We start from the raw sequence: 15,970 nt of genomic DNA, 5'->3' as shown, positions 1-15,970 counted from the left end.
GTCCAGACGGACGGCCCGGCCGACCTGTCATCGATGCGCGCGGACCTGGGCGGACTCGGCCTGGGCGAGGTGACCCTGCAGACCTTCGGCGAAGACGATGACGTCCTGATCAATATCGAGCGCCAGGAGGGTGACGAGAAGGCCCAGATCGCCGCCATCGAAAGGGTGAAGGAGGCGCTGGGCGACCGGGTCGTGGAGTATCGCCGCACGGAGTTCGTCGGCCCCAAGGTCGGCAGCGAGCTCAAGCGCGCGGGCGTCCTGGCCACGGTCTTGTCGCTGCTCGGGATCGCGCTCTACATCTGGTTTCGCTTCGAGTGGCAGTTCAGCCTGGCCGCCCTGGTCGCGCTGGCCCACGACGTGGTGACGACCATCGGCTTCTACGCCTTGACCGGCGTCGAGTTCAACCTGGCCACTCTGGCGGCCGTGCTGACCATCGCCGGCTACTCGATCAACGACACGGTGGTGCTGTTCGACCGGGTGCGCGAGACCATGCGCAAGTACAAGAAGCTGGATACCGACGCGCTGTTCAACATGGCGATCAACCGGACCCTGTCGCGCACGCTCTTGACCAGTTTCACCACGCTGCTGGCGCTCTTCTCTCTCTATCTCTTCGGCGGCCAGGTGATCCAGGGCTTCACTCTCGGTCTGATCTGGGGGGTGGCCATCGGTACCTATTCCTCGATCGGGCTGGCCGTGCCCTTGCTGAAGCGCATGAAGGTGCGCGAGCTGCCGGACTCGGGTGAGCCGGGAGAGGCCGAGGTCGCCTCCAAGGCCTGATCGGGGCCCTGAAGAGGAAGAAGATCGGTTGGAAGTCACCTCCCTCATTCCCACGGGCGGGCAGATCGTCGAGGCCTACGGCGGGGGCGGCTTTCGGGTCGGCGGCGAGGCGCTGACCGGCTCGATCCTGGTGCGGCCGGAGCGTCAGCCTCTGGCTTGGCCGGTACGGCGCATCGAGGAGATCACACTTGCCGGGTTGACGGCGCTCTGGGCCGGGGAGAACCCTCCCGAGGTGCTCCTGCTCGGCTGCGGGCCGAGGATGGCGATGCCGCCTGGCGGGCTCAGGCGAGAGCTCCGCGAGGCCGGTCCCGTATTGGAGCCGATGGACACGGGCGCCGCCTGCCGGACCTACAACGTCCTCCTGGCGGAGGGACGCGACGTCGCCGCGGCGCTGATCGCGATCGACTGAGCGGAATTCCGGAAAAACGAAAGGGGGGCCCTTGAGGCCCCCCTGTTGCCGAGTTCTCTCGGAGCGGCCTCAATAGAGGTTTTGGGCCGAGACCATGGCGAAGAGCATGGGCACCGAGAGCAGCGTGTTGGTGCGCGAGAACAGCATGGCGGTGCGGGCCGACTTCGCTTTGGTGTCGGCGTCGGCCTCGACGATGCCGAGCGCCTTCTTCTGGTTCGGCCAGATCACGAACCACACGTTGATAAACATGATAGTGCCGAGCCACATGCCGATGCCGATCATGGTGTTCTTCGGCACGGCGAAGCCTTCCGAGGCGCCGATCGTGATCGCGTCGACCAGATAACCGTTTAGGTGGGCCAGGATCAGCCCGGTGATGATGGTCGCCATGGCGCCCCAGCGGAACCACCAGAGGGCGGCCGGCGCGATCACCTTGCCGATCGCCGGCTTCTGCTCGTCGGGGATTTTCGGCATGTTGGGGATCTGGACGAAGTTGAAGTACCACAACAGCCCGATCCACATCACGCCGCTCAGGACGTGCAGCCAGCGGAAGAAGAACGCTGCGAAAGCGGGGTGCGAATAGCCCTGCACGGCGTAGTAGAGGATGAAGAGCACGAGCGCCAGAACGAAACCGGCGGTCACCGTGTTCCTGAGGTTCGTAAGGATGGCAGCCATTGGATGTCCGACCTCTTCCCTAAGGGTCACCCGACCCCATGTGTTATGGAGAAGGGGTCGCGCCGGTCGGCGGGACCCCTGAAGCGTATCCCTCAGCCGGTGAAGTATGGAACAGCGCCGAACGCCTTGCCAAGCCTCATCCCCGGCCTCCCCGGATCGCCTCTCTTGACCAGCCGTTTAGACCCTATGGCGGTGTAACACAACACTCATGGCCGCCGCCGATCCGCTTTCCTACTGCGCCCGCGAGGTCAGGCGCCACGACCGCGACCGCTACCTGGCGAGCCTGCTGGCGTCCGCGGAGCGGCGCGAGGACCTCTTCGCGCTCTACGCCTTCAACCTCGAGGTCGCCAAGACCGCCGAGGTGGTCAGCGAGGCGCCGCTGGGGCTGATCCGCTTCCAGTGGTGGCGCGAAAGCCTGGACGAGATCTACGACGGTAGGCCGCGGCGACACGCCGTGGTCGAGCCGCTGCACCGGGCCGTGACCCGGCACGGGCTGACCCGCGGGCGCTTCGACGCTCTCATCGACGCCCGGGAAGGCGATCTCGACCCCGATCCGCCGGCAGATCTTCCCGAGCTGGAGGCCTACGTCGATGCGACCTCGGCCAATCTCTCTCTGCTCGCGCTCGAGATCCTGGGCCAGAGCAGCGACGCGGCTCAGGAGGCGGGGCGGGCCGTGGGTCTCGCCTGGGGGCTGCTCGGCCTTCTGCGCGCCGTGCCTTTCCACGCCCGGCAGAAGCGGCTCTACCTGCCGCGCGATCAGATCGCGGCCCAGGGCCTGGCGCTGGGCGAGCTTTTCGAGCTGCAATCCTCGCCGGCGCTGCGCGCCATCGTCGAGGGATTGGCGAGGCGCGCGGCGAGCCATCTCGACCGGGCCCGGGCGCTCCGCGGCGAGCTTCCGCGCGCCGCCTTTCCCGCGCTCGGCCTCGCGACCCTAGCCCGGCGCCAGCTCGCGCTCCTGGCGCGGAGCGGTCACGACCCCTTCGATCCCCGGCTGGGCGCGGAATCCCCGGGGGATATCTGGCGGCTCACCTTCGGCTGGCTGCGCGGCGTCTACTGAAGAGGCGCTACTCGGCGGCCGCGCTGGTGCCGGACTGCCAGGCGCCCAGGTCCGCCAGGGCCCGCGCGGCCATGGCGGGCTTGCGGGCCTTCTTGGGCAGCCGCTTGCCGCCGATCCGCTCCAGGGGCGGGAAGAGCCCGAAATTGACGTTCATGGGCTGGAAGGTCGCGGCTTCGGCGCCGCCGGTGATGTGGTTGAGCAGCGCCCCGTGGGCCGTGGTGACCGGCGGCGGCGCCTGGACCAGGCCGAGCCGCTCGGCGGCGGCGAAGCGGCCGGCCAGGAGGCCCATCGCGGCCGACTCCACATAGCCTTCGACGCCGGTGATCTGACCGGCGAAGCGCAGGCGCGGCTCCGCCTTCAGGCGCAGCTCGCCGTCGAGCAGGCTGGGCGAATTGAGGAAGGTGTTGCGGTGCAGCCCGCCGAGGCGGGCGAACTCGGCCTGCTCCAGGCCTGGGATCGTGCGGAAGATGCGCGCCTGCTCGCCGTACTTCAGCTTGGTCTGGAAGCCGACCATGTTGTAGAGCGTGCCCAGCGCGTTGTCCTGGCGCAGCTGGACCACGGCGTGGGGCGGCCGGTCGCTGTTGGGGTCGGTCAGGCCGACCGGCTTCATGGGGCCGAAGCGCAGCGTCTCGATCCCCCGTTCGGCCATGATCTCGATCGGCAGGCAGCCCTCGAAGTAGGGCGTGTCCTTCTCCCAGTCCTTGAACTCGGTCATGCCGCCGGACAGCAAGGCCTGGATGAAGGCCTCGTACTGGTCACGGTCCAGGGGGCAGTTGATGTAGTCCGCGCCGCTGCCCTCGGTCCCGGGGCTGACCTTGTCGTAGCGCGACTGGAACCAGGCCTTGGAGAAGTCGATCGAGTCCTTGTAGACGATCGGCGCGATGGCGTCGAAGAAGGCGAGGTACTCCTGGCCGGTCTTCTCGGCGACCGCCGCGCTGAGCGCCGGCGAGGTCAGCGGCCCGGTGGCGATGATCACGGAGTCCCAGTCGGCCGGCGGCAGCCCGTCGACCTCCTCGCGGCGCAGGGTGATCAGGGGCTCCTGCTCCAGCTGTGCCGTGACGGCCTCTGAAAAGCCTTCCCGGTCGACCGCCATGGCGCCGCCCGCGGGCACCCGGTGCCGGTCGCCCGCGCCCATGATCAGCGATCCGAGGCGGCGCATCTCCTCGTGCAGCAGGCCGACCGCGTTGTTCTCCGCGTCGTCGGAGCGGAAGGAGTTGGAGCAGACCAGCTCGGCCAGCCCGTCGGTCTGGTGCGCCTCGGTGCCGCGCGCGGGCCGCATCTCGTGCAGCACGACGGGCACACCCGCGCGGGCGATCTGCCAGGCGGCCTCGCTGCCGGCCAGGCCGCCGCCAACCACGTGGATGGGAGAGGGCTTCGTCATGGCCCTGATATAGCCAAGCCGCGCCTAGGTTGCCAGGACCCAGAGGCTTGCCCGGGCTGCTGATAGTGTTGCCGGTCGGCACCATCACCCTTCGACAAGCTCAGGGTGAGGGCGGTATGTTTCCGGAAATTCCCCTCATCCTGAGCCTGTCGAAGGATGACGGTGATCAAGAGTTCCATTCTTTGTAGCCAAGGCGTCATGACTCGCGACGACACCATCGACATCGCCGGCACGGCGTTCCCGGTCTGGCCCGAGGGCCAGCAGATCTCCGCATTCGACGAGGAGCGCACGGTGCTGCGCACCCGCTTCGAGGACGCGGCGTCCTACCATCCGGCGCTGACCGCCAAGGTGCTGGCGCTGGCCGAGAAGGCCGAGGCCGCGGGCCAGCGCTCGCGCTCGCTGGGCGGCACCAAGATCTACGCCATGCACGAGTGGGACTCGCCCGAGGCCGACCTGGTCGAGGCTCGGGCGGCGGCCTTCTTCCGCCGGGCCATGGGAGCGCCCGAGGCCTATATCGACATCGGCTGGACCAACCTCTACCGGCGCGGCGAGTACGTCCTGCCGCACAGCCACATCCGGGCGCTGGCCGGGGTGGTCTACATGCTGGAATCCGGCGACCGCGACCCGGCGGACGAGGACGCGGGCCTCTTCACCATCGTCGACCCGCGCTACGGCCCCTGCTGCGAGGTCGAGCGGGGGCGCATGACCAACCCGGTCCGCCTCGACCTGCAGCCGGGCACCATGATCATCTTCCCGGGCCAGCTCGTGCACTGCGTCAATCCCTACGGCGGCGAGCGGCCGCGCATCACGCTCTCATGGAACATCAACCGCGAGCCCTTGCCCGGCTCCATGCTCGACAGCGCGCGCAGCCAGCAGAGACCCTAGCCCACCAGGGAATGATGCCCTAACCTCGGCAGCCGAGTAGGCGAGGGAGAGCGGGCGGCATGAAAAACCTTACAATCGACGGCAAGCGGCTGTGGGACAGCCTCATGGAGATGGCCCGGATCGGGGCGACCGAGAAGGGCGGGGTCTGCCGCCTGGCGTTGACCGACCTGGACCGGGAGGGCCGCGAGCTCTTCGTCCGCTGGGCGGAAGAGGCGGGCTGCACCACCGGCTTCGATGCCATGGGCAACCTCTTCGCCCGACGGCCCGGGCGCAATCCGGACAAGGCCCCGGTCATGACCGGCAGCCACCTGGACAGCCAGCCGACCGGCGGCAAGTTCGACGGCGCCTACGGCGTCCTGGCCGGCCTCGAGGTGCTGCGCAGCCTGAACGACCACGGCATCGAGACCGAGGCGCCGGTCGAGGTCGTGGTCTGGACCAACGAGGAGGGCAGCCGCTTCGCCCCGGCCATGATCGGCTCGGGCGCCTTCGCCGGGGTCTTCGACCTGGACTACGCCCAGGGCCGCGCCGACGCCGATGGGACGACCATCGGCGCCGAGCTGGAGCGCATTGGCTACAAAGGCGAGGGCTGCGGCGACCGTCCGGTCGGTGCCTACTTCGAGGCCCACATCGAGCAGGGGCCGATCCTGGAGGCCGAGGAGAAGACCATCGGCGTGGTCACCGGCGCCCAGGGCCAGCGCTGGTACGAGGTCACCCTGACCGGGCAGGAGGCCCACGCCGGCCCTACGCCCATGGCCAGGCGCAAGGACGCCCTTGTGGGGGCCAGCCGACTGGTCCAGGCGATCAACCAGCTCGGCCACGAGTTCCAGCCCGACGCCTGCACCACGGTCGGCATGCTGCAGGTCCACCCCAACAGCCGGAACGTCATCCCGGGCTCGGTCTGGCTGACCGTCGACCTGCGCCATCCCGACGACGGGCGTCTCGCCGAGATGGACCGGGCCTTCCGGCAGGCGGCCGAGGCGGCCGCCGAGGCGGGCGGCCTGGACCTGGAGATCGAGGAGATCTGGCACTTCGGCGCCACGCCCTTCGACGTCGACTGCGTCTCCGCGGTGCGCGCCGGTGCCGAGCGCTACGGCCACAGCCACCGGGACATCGTCAGCGGCGCCGGCCACGACGCGGTCTACATGGCGCGGGTCGCGCCGACGGGCATGATCTTCGTGCCCTGCGAGGACGGCATCAGCCATAACGAGATCGAGAACGCCACGCCGGAACACCTGACCGCCGGTTGCGAGGTGCTGATGCACGCCATCGTGGAGACCGCCGGCGGGCGCTAGAAGGGAACGCGGCTACCAAAGACGTCCCGCGACTGCAACCATCACCCTTCGACAAGAGTGCGTAGCACTCGCGCTTCGCGCGGGTGAGGGGTGGAAGGGAGGTGGTTGGTGGGAGCTGATTGAGGGCGCCATCTTCCGAGAATTGGGCCCTCATCCGCGCGAAGCGCCGGGCTGCGCCCCTTGTCGAAGGTTGACCTTGGTCAAGCGCTCCGACCGTTCTCCGTCACGCCACCGTGAAGGCCTCGCGTTCGCCTTCGATACCCTTGAGCGGGAAGTGGCCGAGCGAGCGGATCGGCCGGCCGGCGTTGGCGGCGATCTTCTCGTCGAAGACGATCGGCACCTCGAGGTCGTAGGTCAGGCCCTCGAGTCGTGAGGCGAGATTGACCGCCGGGCCGATCACGGTGAAGTCGAGCCGGGACTGGTCGCCGATGTTGCCGTACATGACGTCGCCCCGGGCCAGCGCGATGCCGCAGCGGAGCGCCTCCTCGCCGTCGGCCGTCCGCTTCTCGTTGAGCCGGGCGAGGCTCTCCAGCGCGCCCGAGGCGGCGCTGAGAGCGGCGGAGCAGGCCGCGCAGCGGCCGTCGTCGGTCAGGCCGGAGAGCGGGAAGACGGCCAGCACGGCGTCGCCGATGAACTTCATGATCTCGCCGCCCTCGGCCTTCACCGGGGCGGTGATCGCCTCGAAGTACTCGTTCAGCATGCCGATGACCTGGTCGATCGGCAGGGTCTCGGAGTAGGGCGTGAAGCTGCGCATGTCGCAGTACCAGAGGACGGCGTTGATGATCTCGCCGTCGCCGCGCTTGACCGCGCCGGCCAGGACCTTCTCGCCGGTGCTGGGGCCGAGGTAGGTCTGCAGCAGCGTCGTCGCCGTGCGCCGCATGTGGTTCAGCTCCATGACCGAGCCGAAGGCCGGCAGGGCGCCGTCGATCATGGCGATGTCCAGGTCGCTGAAGCCGTCGCTGTGCTTGGTGCTGAAGCCGATCGCGTTCATCCGCCCGACCGAGAAGGGCATGGAGCACATGTAGTAGTCGGTGTAGCCCTCGGCCTTGAGTTCCTGGAGGATGGGAAAATCCATCACGCAGTCCCCGTCGGCCAGGCGGCGGCGGATCGGCGCGCCGCCCTCGTAGATGTACCGGATCGGGCTCTCGAGATAGAAGGGGCTGGTCTCGACGCCGTGCTCGCGGCCCATCTCCAGGGCGCCGCCGGCGTCGGCCCGCCAGTGCAGCGAGCGCGCCAGCAGCTGGGGGTGGAGCTGGCGCATGTGAATCGTCGAGCGCTCGAGCCTGATGCCGAGCGCCGTCAGGTGCCGGCAGAACTCGTCGAACAGGATCGTGCTGCGGACCTTGCGCGTGCGGCCCTCGAGCAGGCTCTCGATCACCGACGCGACGCGGACGCGGGCCTCGGTCTGCAGATCCGGGGCGGGCGCTTGCGCTGCGGGACGCGGTTCCATGGAGCTATATGTGAGGCCGCGCCGCCCGGCTGCAAGGCGCGGGCGGCACGCGTCGCCGATTTCCCGCCGTCAGGCGGAGATGCGCGGGCGCGCCGGCACCAGGTCCAGCTGCGGCGCGAGGAAGCTGCCGGTGTGGCTCTCGGGCGCTGCGGCGACCTGCTCCGGCGTTCCGCTGGCCACCACCCGGCCGCCCTTGTCGCCGCCGTCCGGACCCAGGTCGATGATCCAGTCGGCGGTCTTGATGACTTCCAGGTTGTGCTCGATCACCACCACGGTGTTGCCCTGGTCGACCAGGGTGTGCAGCACCTCGAGCAGCTTGCGCACGTCCTCGAAGTGCAGCCCCGTGGTCGGCTCGTCGAGGATGTAGAGCGTCCGCCCGGTGGCCCGGCGCGACAGCTCCTTGGACAGCTTGACCCGCTGCGCCTCGCCGCCCGACAGCGTGGTCGCCTGCTGCCCCACGTGGATATAGCCGAGGCCGACCTTCTGAAGCGTCTCGAGCTTCTGGCGGATCGCCGGCACGGCGGAGAAGAACTGCGCGCCTTCCTCCACCGTCATCTCAAGCACGTCGGCGATCGACTTGCCCTTGAACAGGATCTCCAGGGTCTCGCGGTTGTAGCGCTGGCCCTTGCAGACGTCGCACTGCACGTAGACGTCGGGCAGGAAGTGCATCTCGATCTTGATCACGCCGTCGCCCTGGCAGGCCTCGCAGCGCCCGCCCTTGACGTTGAACGAGAAGCGGCCGGGCTTGTAGCCGCGGGCGCCGGCCTCGGGCAGCCCGGCGAACCAGTCCCGGATCGGCGTGAAGGCCCCGGTGTAGGTCGCCGGGTTGGAGCGCGGCGTGCGCCCGATCGGCGACTGGTCGATGTCGATCACCTTGTCGAGGAACTCGAGGCCCTCGATGCGGTCGTAGGGGGCGGGGTGATGGCGCGCGCTGTGGAGGCGGCGGGCCAGCGCCTTGTAGAGCGTCTCGATCACCAGGGTCGACTTGCCCGAGCCCGAGACGCCGGTCACGCAGGTGAAGGTGCCCAGCGGGATCGAGGCTTCAACGTCTTGCAGGTTGTGGCCGCGCGCGCCGGTGATGGTGATCGCCTGCTTGCGGTGCCCCTTGCGCCGGCTCCGCGGCACCTCGATGCGGCGGACGCCGGTCAGGTACTGCGCGGTCAGGCCCTCGCCGGCCTGCAGCACCGCCGCGGGCGGGCCTTCGGCGACGATCTCGCCGCCGTGGATGCCGGCGCCCGGGCCCATGTCGACCAGGTAGTCGGCGGCCCGGATCGCCTCCTCGTCGTGCTCGACCACCAGCACCGTGTTGCCGAGGTCGCGCAGGCGCTTCAGGGTCTCGAGCAGCCGGGCGTTGTCGCGCTGATGCAGGCCGATCGAGGGCTCGTCCAGCACGTAGAGCACGCCGGTCAGGCCCGAGCCGATCTGCGAGGCGAGGCGGATGCGCTGGCTCTCGCCGCCGGACAGCGTGGCCGACGCTCGGCTGAGGGTCAGGTAGTCGAGCCCGACGTCGCGCAGGAAGCGCAGCCGCTCGTTGATCTCCTTGAGGATGCGCAGGGCGATTTCCCGGGCCTTGGGCGTCAGCTGCGCCTCGAGACTGTCGAACCAGTCGCAGGCCTCGGCGACGGAGAGCGCGGCCACCTCGCCGACGTGCTTGTCCCCGACCCGCACCACCAGCGCCTCGGGCTTGAGGCGATGACCGCCGCAGGCCTCGCAGGGCTTATTGGCCTGATAGCGGCCGAGCTCCTCGCGCACCCAGTCGCTGTCGGTCTCGCGCCAGCGGCGCTCCATGTTGGGAATCACGCCCTCGAAGGGCTTGGTGGTCTCGTAGGCGCGCAGCCCGTCGTCGTAGCGCATGGTGATGGCTTCGCCGCCGGAACCGAAGAGGATCGCGTCGCGCACGCCGGGGTCGAGCTCCTCCCAGTCGTCATGGGTCGAGACGCCGTAGTGCCGCGCCAGGCTGTCCAGGGTCTGGGCGTAGTAGGGCGAGGTCGAGCGCGACCAGGGAGCGATTGCGCCGTCGTGCAGCGACTTGCCGATGTCCGGCACCACCAGTTCGGGGTCGATGTAGAGCGTCGTCCCCAGGCCGTCGCAGGCGGGGCAGGCCCCGAAGGGATTGTTGAAGGAGAACAGGCGGGGCTCGATCTCGTCGATCGTGAAGCCGGAGACCGGGCAGGCGAAGCGCGCCGAGTAGCTGCTGCGTTCGCCGCTGTCGGGATCCTCGCCGAAGGCCAGTCCGTCGGCCAGGGCGAGCGCCGTCTCGAAGCTGTCGGCCAGCCGCGATTCCAAGTCCGGGCGCACCACCAGGCGGTCGACCACGACCTCGATGTCGTGCTTGCGCTTCTTGTCGAGCGCCGGAACCTCGTCGATCTCGTAGAGCGTGCCGTCGACCTTGACCCGCTGGAAGCCGCGCTTCTGGAGCTGCTGCAGCTCCTTGCGGTACTCGCCCTTGCGGCCCCGGACCACCGGCGCCAGGAGGTAGAGTCGCGTGCCTTCGGGCAGCGCCATGACCCGGTCGACCATCTGGCTGACGGTCTGGCTCTCGATCGGCAAGCCCGTCGCCGGCGAGTAGGGGATGCCGACCCGGGCGAACAGAAGCCGCAGATAGTCGTAGATCTCGGTCACCGTGCCGACGGTCGAGCGCGGGTTCTTCGAGGTGGTCTTCTGCTCGATCGAGATCGCCGGCGACAACCCGTCGATCGAATCGACGTCGGGCTTCTGCATCAGCTCGAGGAACTGGCGCGCGTAGGCCGAGAGCGACTCGACATAGCGGCGCTGCCCCTCGGCGTAGATCGTGTCGAAGGCCAGCGAGGACTTGCCCGAACCCGAAAGGCCGGTAATTACCACGAGTCGATTGCGCGGCAGCGTGACTTCCAGGTTCTTGAGATTGTGCTCCCGCGCGCCACGGACGACGATTGCACTATTTGAATTTGATTCCATGACGTTGCAAAGACTGTCTAAGATTTCACGCAAATCGTGCGCAGGGGGCCGACGCAAATATGAGCGATCGGACGGGGAATTGCGACCCTCAGATGGCACAAACGTCACGCTTGACAAAGGTTACGCGCGAGGGCCTTTCTTGGACCGGTCGTGCCGGACAGGTCGTCAAATGCGCGCTGCCACGGGGGTTCACGAGATGAGGTTGGGTGCTTGTCGGGTAGCGTGAACAAGGTGATTCTGGTCGGCAACCTGGGCCGCGATCCGGAAATCCGAAGTCTTCAGGACGGCAACCGCGTTGCCAACCTCTCGGTTGCGACGTCGGAGACTTGGCGTGACCGGCAGAGCGGTGAACGACGCGAACGCACCGAGTGGCACCGCGTCGTGATCTTCAACGATCGCTTATTGGATGTTGCGGAAAAATACTTGCGAAAGGGGTCGAAGGTATACCTCGAAGGTCAACTGCAAACACGAAAATGGACCGGCCAGGACGGCCAAGAACGCTACACGACCGAGGTCGTGTTGCAGCGCTTCCGGGGCGAGTTGACCATGCTCGACTCCCGCGGCGGCGGGGCAACTGAATTCGGCGGCGAGCGGAGTGACCTTGACGCCGGAGGAACTGGTGGCGGGTACCAAGGTGGCGAACGAGGAAGCGCCGGTGGGGACCTGGACGACGAAATCCCGTTTTAGAAGAGACTTGGCATTTCGCGGAAAGGCCGGGGTGCAAGTCCGGAGATGAGGCGAGAGGGGCCGTCGGGGCCCGGCGTCGCTCCGGTTAGGATCGAACCGACACAGCTATCTGATGAGGTAACAAGACCATGTCGAAAGCCGATATCGTAAACCACATCGCCGACAAGGCCGGGATCAGCAAGGCGAGCGCCGCCGACGCGCTCGACGCCACGATCGAAGCGATCGAGTCGGGCCTGGCCGCGGCCAAGCAGAACGAGGGCGTCCGTGTCCCCGGTCTCGGCACCTTCACGGTCAAGCATCGGGCGGCGCGCACCGGGCGCAACCCCCAGACCGGCGAGACCATTCAGATCTCCGCCAGCTACTCGGTAGGCTTCAAGGCGGCCAAGAACCTGAAAGACGCGGCCGCCAAGTAGGCCTTTCTCCTTACTCTCCCACGACAAGCATCAGGGCGGGCGCCGCCGGCCTTAGACCGGCCGGAACCTTCGGCGGCCGCCCTGATGTATCTCCGATCGAAAGCCCGTCGTCGCGCTGCCGTGCGTGCCGGCCAAGGGTTCTGTGCGGCTCATTTCAAGGGTCGGCAGAGGGTCCCGCGCGGCCCCTTCGGAAGCCGGCCGGCGGGCCGAGATTGTGTTGTTCGAGAGGGGTGAATCGGTTAAATTTCAGGCTATTGCTTCGCTGCTCGACGCCGGGCGTCAGGCGCCGCATCGGCGCGCCTGGTCCGGCCGCTCAGGGTCCCCCTGGACCCCGCCCTAGAGCAGATCCGGATTTGATGGAATCGCTACGGGCGATCCATCATCCCCGGTGAATCTGCTCTAAACCTAGGATCTAGAGCGGATCATGTTTGGATGACATCCACGTAGTGGTTCCATCCTAAACATGATCCGCTCTAGGAACCGCATCGGAATAGCCTCGGGCCCGCCCGCACCCGCCGCGCTTGTCAGGAACACGCCTTGACGGATACCACGCAACCGCCCTCCGACTCGGATATCACACCGGTCAACATCGAATCCGAGATGAAGCGGTCGTATCTCGATTACGCCATGAGCGTGATCGTGTCGCGCGCCCTGCCCGACGTGCGCGACGGCCTGAAGCCGGTGCACCGCCGGATCCTCTACACCATGAAGGAGGAGGGCTTCGACTGGAACCGCCCCTACCGCAAGTCGGCGCGGATCGGCGGCGAGGTCATGGGCAAGTACCACCCCCACGGCGACCAGGCGATCTACGACGCCATGGTGCGCCTGGCGCAGGATTTCTCCATGCGCCTGATGCTGGTCGACGGCCAGGGCAACTTTGGCTCGATGGACGGCGACCCGGCGGCGGCCCCGCGCTACACCGAGGCGCGCCTGGCCCGCGTGGCCAGCGAGGGCATGCTGGAGGACATCGACCGCGAAACGGTCGACTTCCAGCCGAACTATGACGACACGCTGCAGGAGCCCGTGGTCCTGCCGGCGCGGATCCCGAACCTTCTGGTCAACGGCGCCGGCGGCATCGCGGTCGGCATGGCGACCAACATCCCGCCGCACAACCTTGGCGAGGTGATCGACGCCTGCATCGCCTACATCCACGATCCGACCCTCTCGGTCGACGACCTGATCGAGATCGTGCCCGGGCCCGACTTCCCAACCGGGGGCATCATCCTGGGCCGCAACGCGATCCGCGAGGCCTATCACACCGGCCGCGGCTCGGTCGTCATGCGGGCGCGCACCCACTTCGAGGAGGCGCAGAAGGACCGCCAGGCCATCGTCGTCACCGAGATCCCCTACCAGGTCAACAAGGCGCGCATGGTCGAGCGGATCGCCGAGGTGGTGCGCGAGAAGCTGGTCGAGGGCGTGGTCGACCTGCGCGACGAGAGCGACCGCCACGGCCTGCGCGTGGTGATCGAGATCCGGCGCGACGCCGTCGCCGAGGTGATCCTCAACCAGCTGTTCCGCTACACGCCGCTGCAGACCACCTTCGGGGTCAACATGCTGGCCCTGGTCGGCGGCCGGCCGGAGCTGCTCGACCTGAAGCGGGTGATCGCCTGCTTCGTCGAGTTCCGCGAGGAGGTGATCGCGCGGCGCACGGCCTTCGAGCTGCGCAAGGCGCGCGAGCGCGCCCACATCCTGGTCGGCCTGGCGGTCGCGGTCGCCAACATCGACGAGGTCATCGCCCTGATCCGCGCCGCGCCCGACCCGGCCGCGGCCCGCGCCGCCCTGGTCGCGCGCAGCTGGCCGCCGGGCGACGTGGTGCCGCTGATCCGGTTGGTCGACGCGCCCGGCGGGCTGGCCGAGGACGGCGGCAGCTACCGCCTGTCCGACGCCCAGGCCCGGGCGATCCTCGACCTGCGCCTGCACCGCCTGACCGGGCTGGAGCGCGACAAGATCGCCGAGGAGCTCGACGCCCTGGCCGAGAGGATCAAGGGCTACCTCGAGATCCTGGAGTCGCGCGAGCGCCTGCTCGAGGTGCTCTCTTCCGAGCTCGAGGAGATCAAGGAGAAGTACGCCGACCCGCGGCGCACGGCGATCGAGGCGCTCGAGTTCGAGCCCGACATCGAGGCGCTGATCCAGCGCGAAGAGATGGTCGTGACCCTGTCCCACAAGGGCTACATCAAGCGGGTGCCGCTCTCGACCTACCGGGCGCAGCGGCGCGGCGGCAAGGGCCGGGCCGGCATGGCGACCCGCGACGAGGACTTCGTGCGCCAGGTCTTCGTGCGCGACACCCATACGCCGGTCCTGTTTTTCTCGTCGCGCGGCATGGCCTACAAGCTCAAGGTCTACAAGCTACCCCAGGGCAAGCCCCAGGCGCGCGGCAAGGCGCTGGTCAACCTGCTGCCGCTGCAGGACGGCGAGACCATCACGGCCCTGCTGCCGCTGCCCGAGGACGAGACGATCTGGGACACCATGGACGTCATGTTCGCGACCTCGCGGGGCACGGTGCGGCGCAACCGCCTGTCCGACTTCAAGCGGGTCCAGGCCAACGGCAAGATCGCCATGAAGCTGGAGGACGAGGACTCCTGGCTGGTCGGCGTCCGCCTGTGCGACGAGAACAACGACGTGCTGCTGGCCACCGCGCTCGGCAAGTGCATCCGCTTCCCGGTGACCGACATCCGGGTCTTCGCCGGGCGCCAGTCGGTCGGCGTGCGCGGCATCAAGCTCGGCCAGGAGGACGCGGTGATCTCCATGTCGATCCTGCGCCACAGCAAGGCGACCCCCGAGGAGCGCGAGGCCTATCTGCGCTACGCTGGCGCGCGGCGCCGGGCGGAGGGCGAGAACGGCGAGAACGGCCACGCCGAGGCGGCGGAGGTGGAGCTCAGCGCAGAACTCAGCCCTGGGCGCCTGGCCGAGATGGAGGAACGCGAGCAGTTCATCCTCTCGGTCGCCGACGACGGCCTGGGCAAGCGCACCTCGTCCTACGACTACCGGGTGTCCGGCCGGGGCGGGCAGGGCATCACCTCGATGGACCTGAGCCGGCGCCGGGGCAAGCCGGTCCCGCGGGTGGTCGCGGCCTTCCCGATCGCCGAGGAGGACGAGCTGGTGCTGGTGACTGACGGCGGCCAGCTGATCCGCTCGCCGGTCGACGACATCCGGATCGCCGGCCGGGCGACCCGCGGCGTCACCCTTTTCCGGGTCGGCGCCGACGAGCGCGTGGTCTCCGTGGCGCGCCTCGAGGACGTCGAGGACGAGAACGGCGAGAACGGAGAGGACGGAGAGAACGGGGAGGACGCCACCTAGTGTGATGGTTCCGAAGGTGGCACGTTGTTCGTGTCGAACTCGGAAGCTGAATCACACTACAATCATGGGGCGGCCTCGGGGGGAACTGCCCGGCCCAGGAGCGGGCCGGGCCAAGACGCAGGAGAAGCGTCCATGCGCCATCCGCTGATCGGGCTCTATCCGGGCACCTTCGATCCCATCACCAAGGGCCACCTGGACATCATCCAGCGCGCCACCAAGGTGGTCGACCGGCTGGTCATCGCGGTCGCCGGCAATCCCGGCAAGGGGCCGCTGTTCACCGCCGACGAGCGGGTCGAGATGGTGCGCGACGACGCGGCCGAGCTGCCGAACCCGAACGGGGCCGAGATCGAGGTCTGCGCCTTCGACTGCCTGCTGATGGACTTCGCCAACCAGGTCAAGGCCCGGGTCATCATCCGCGGTCTGCGCGCCGTCTCGGACTTCGAGTACGAGTTCCAGATGGCCTCGATGAACGCCCGGCTCAATCCCGAGGTCGAGACCATGTTCCTGACCGCCTCGGAGCGCCAGCAGTTCATCGCCTCGCGCTTCGTCAAGGAGATCGGCGCGCTCGGCGGCGACATCACCTCCTTCGTCAGCCCCCGGGTCGCCCAGCGCATGGCAGAGCGCTTCGCCGACCGGCGGCGCGAGGCGGGCGAGGGGTAGACGGGCGAGGAGCGGGGGCGCCGCAAGGCGCCGGTGCCCACGAAGGTTGACCG

General features: G+C 68.4%; 13 protein-coding genes. 9 read left to right on the top strand and 4 right to left on the bottom strand.

The window, feature by feature from the left end; translation table 11 throughout:
- Together secF and QNJ67_20130 are read left to right on the top strand one after the other, a co-directional pair.
- Positions 1–777: protein translocase subunit SecF (gene secF / locus QNJ67_20135; GenBank protein MDJ0611294.1), on the top strand; the 777-nt coding region annotated here is incomplete at its 5' end.
- A 28-nt stretch (positions 778–805) separates the two neighbouring features.
- Positions 806–1,186 (top strand): Mth938-like domain-containing protein, encoded by a 381-nt coding sequence (locus QNJ67_20130; GenBank protein MDJ0611293.1) that lies wholly within the window; start codon positions 806–808, stop codon positions 1,184–1,186.
- 69 nt (positions 1,187–1,255) lie between these two features.
- Here QNJ67_20130 and QNJ67_20125 read toward each other — a convergent pair whose 3' ends face one another.
- Complete coding sequence (locus QNJ67_20125; protein ID MDJ0611292.1) at positions 1,256–1,858, bottom strand: urate hydroxylase PuuD; 603 nt, start codon at positions 1,856–1,858, stop codon at positions 1,256–1,258.
- A gap of 208 nt (positions 1,859–2,066) precedes the next feature.
- On the opposite strand from QNJ67_20125, the gene QNJ67_20120 reads away from it, so the two are divergent.
- Positions 2,067–2,915: a phytoene/squalene synthase family protein gene (locus tag QNJ67_20120; protein MDJ0611291.1), complete on the top strand. Its 849-nt coding sequence runs from the start codon at positions 2,067–2,069 to the stop codon at positions 2,913–2,915.
- A gap of 7 nt (positions 2,916–2,922) precedes the next feature.
- Here the strand turns inward: QNJ67_20120 and trmFO are convergent, their stop codons facing one another.
- A complete protein-coding gene (gene trmFO / locus QNJ67_20115) occupies positions 2,923–4,296 on the bottom strand; it encodes a methylenetetrahydrofolate--tRNA-(uracil(54)-C(5))-methyltransferase (FADH(2)-oxidizing) TrmFO (protein ID MDJ0611290.1) in 1,374 nt (457 codons plus the stop codon).
- 198 nt (positions 4,297–4,494) lie between these two features.
- Between trmFO and QNJ67_20110 the strand changes: the two genes are divergently transcribed.
- Together QNJ67_20110 and QNJ67_20105 are read left to right on the top strand one after the other, a co-directional pair.
- Positions 4,495–5,181: a putative 2OG-Fe(II) oxygenase gene (locus QNJ67_20110; GenBank protein ID MDJ0611289.1), complete on the top strand. Its 687-nt coding sequence runs from the start codon at positions 4,495–4,497 to the stop codon at positions 5,179–5,181.
- A 59-nt stretch (positions 5,182–5,240) separates the two neighbouring features.
- The gene (locus tag QNJ67_20105) at positions 5,241–6,473 is read left to right on the top strand and encodes a Zn-dependent hydrolase (GenBank protein ID MDJ0611288.1); all 1,233 of its coding nucleotides are present in this window, start codon (positions 5,241–5,243) and stop codon (positions 6,471–6,473) included.
- Positions 6,474–6,696: 223 nt separating this feature from the next.
- On the opposite strand, the gene QNJ67_20100 is transcribed toward QNJ67_20105, so the two are convergent.
- Both QNJ67_20100 and uvrA read right to left on the bottom strand, forming a co-directional pair.
- Entirely contained in the window at positions 6,697–7,923 is a 1,227-nt protein-coding gene (locus QNJ67_20100) for an adenylate/guanylate cyclase domain-containing protein (GenBank protein ID MDJ0611287.1), read from the bottom strand.
- Between the two features lie 69 nt (positions 7,924–7,992).
- On the bottom strand, positions 7,993–10,860 hold the full coding sequence (gene uvrA / locus QNJ67_20095; GenBank protein MDJ0611286.1) for an excinuclease ABC subunit UvrA: 2,868 nt from the start codon (positions 10,858–10,860) through the stop codon (positions 7,993–7,995).
- Between the two features lie 210 nt (positions 10,861–11,070).
- On the opposite strand from uvrA, the gene ssb reads away from it, so the two are divergent.
- From ssb to coaD, 4 genes are all read left to right on the top strand, one after another.
- Positions 11,071–11,547, top strand: a complete 477-nt coding sequence (gene ssb / locus QNJ67_20090; protein MDJ0611285.1) for a single-stranded DNA-binding protein — start codon at positions 11,071–11,073, stop codon at positions 11,545–11,547.
- Between the two features lie 128 nt (positions 11,548–11,675).
- The gene (locus tag QNJ67_20085; GenBank protein MDJ0611284.1) at positions 11,676–11,960 is read left to right on the top strand and encodes an HU family DNA-binding protein; all 285 of its coding nucleotides are present in this window, start codon (positions 11,676–11,678) and stop codon (positions 11,958–11,960) included.
- Positions 11,961–12,497: 537 nt separating this feature from the next.
- Positions 12,498–15,257, top strand: coding sequence for a DNA gyrase subunit A (gene gyrA, locus QNJ67_20080; protein ID MDJ0611283.1), 2,760 nt, complete (start codon positions 12,498–12,500; stop codon positions 15,255–15,257).
- A gap of 132 nt (positions 15,258–15,389) precedes the next feature.
- Positions 15,390–15,917 (top strand): pantetheine-phosphate adenylyltransferase, encoded by a 528-nt coding sequence (gene coaD, locus QNJ67_20075; protein ID MDJ0611282.1) that lies wholly within the window; start codon positions 15,390–15,392, stop codon positions 15,915–15,917.
- Positions 15,918–15,970 lie beyond the last annotated feature (53 nt).

It is taken from the genome of Kiloniellales bacterium, assembly GCA_030064845.1.
GTDB lineage: Bacteria > Pseudomonadota > Alphaproteobacteria > Kiloniellales > JAKSDN01 > JASJEC01.
This window is presented reverse-complemented; position numbering and strand designations above follow the sequence as displayed.

Bases quoted from the DNA above. Each gene is read 5' to 3' on its own strand.
- trmFO (MDJ0611290.1), bottom strand. From the start codon at position 4,296: ATGACGAAGCCCTCTCCCATCCACGTGGTTGGCGGCGGCCTGGCCGGC.
- QNJ67_20120 (MDJ0611291.1), top strand. From the start codon at position 2,067: ATGGCCGCCGCCGATCCGCTTTCCTACTGCGCCCGCGAGGTCAGGCGC.
- QNJ67_20105 (MDJ0611288.1), top strand. From the start codon at position 5,241: ATGAAAAACCTTACAATCGACGGCAAGCGGCTGTGGGACAGCCTCATG.
- coaD (MDJ0611282.1), top strand. From the start codon at position 15,390: ATGCGCCATCCGCTGATCGGGCTCTATCCGGGCACCTTCGATCCCATC.
- uvrA (MDJ0611286.1), bottom strand. From the start codon at position 10,860: ATGGAATCAAATTCAAATAGTGCAATCGTCGTCCGTGGCGCGCGGGAG.
- QNJ67_20125 (MDJ0611292.1), bottom strand. From the start codon at position 1,858: ATGGCTGCCATCCTTACGAACCTCAGGAACACGGTGACCGCCGGTTTC.
- QNJ67_20110 (MDJ0611289.1), top strand. From the start codon at position 4,495: ATGACTCGCGACGACACCATCGACATCGCCGGCACGGCGTTCCCGGTC.
- QNJ67_20085 (MDJ0611284.1), top strand. From the start codon at position 11,676: ATGTCGAAAGCCGATATCGTAAACCACATCGCCGACAAGGCCGGGATC.
- QNJ67_20100 (MDJ0611287.1), bottom strand. From the start codon at position 7,923: ATGGAACCGCGTCCCGCAGCGCAAGCGCCCGCCCCGGATCTGCAGACC.